Below are 837 nucleotides of genomic sequence, written 5' to 3' on the forward strand. Positions count from 1 at the left end.
CTAATAAAAACGATTTAAAAAATGGATAATGTGTACAGCCGAGCACTAGCTGGTCAATACCTTCATTAGCAAATGCCTGTAGCTGTTGGCGTAGACGCTGAGCCGTCTCATCTTCAACTGGCATGCCAGCCTCTACCCAAGGCACCAGTTGTGGATCAAAATACTTGGTAACCACTGTGCTATTAGGATTGGCAAAACTGGCAATGACATCATTGAGTAATGACCCATTTAAAGTGGCTTTAGTAGCCAATACTGCCACATGTCCACTCTTACTTGCCAATACAGCAGGCTTTAAAGCAGGCACCAAACCCACGATGGGTAATTGCGGATAACATTTTCTTGCTGTGTCCAAAGCATAAGCTGATGCGCTATTACAAGCGATAACAATGAGCTTGCAGCCCTGTTGGTATAACCATTCTATTGCTTTTAAAGTAAGCGCTTCGATATCTTCACTATCACGATTGCCATAAGGAACATTTAAGGTATCAGCGTAATATATATAGCGCTCATTGGGTAGTTGCTGGGCTAAATGCAAATAGATCGATAAGCCGCCAACGCCGGAGTCAAACAACCCAATGGGAGCACTGCGAGCGGTATTACTCGCGGCCGTATCGATAGCCATCGAATGGATACTTGTTTTATGAATGGCAGGATTTTTGAAAGCATTACCATCCAAAATATTTGCTCGCATTGTTGTCACTTTCATCATGTGATTTGCAGTAATAGCCATCTCTACGCTACCGCCATTTTTGTATACATATTATCTTCATGCTATTTGTGTCTCTCGTTATCCCGCTAAATACCTTATAGCTTGTATATATCGTAGCATCATTTAAT

At 41.9% G+C, this 837-nt stretch carries 1 protein-coding gene; it reads right to left on the bottom strand.

Annotated elements, in window-relative coordinates; genetic code table 11:
- The coding region (gene murI, locus ACS8FC_RS16215; RefSeq protein ID WP_439297530.1) for a glutamate racemase at positions 1–622 on the bottom strand (622 nt) is incomplete at its 3' end.
- Between the last annotated feature and the right edge of the window lie 215 nt (positions 623–837).

Source organism: Psychrobacter sp. 1Y4 (assembly GCF_051847555.1).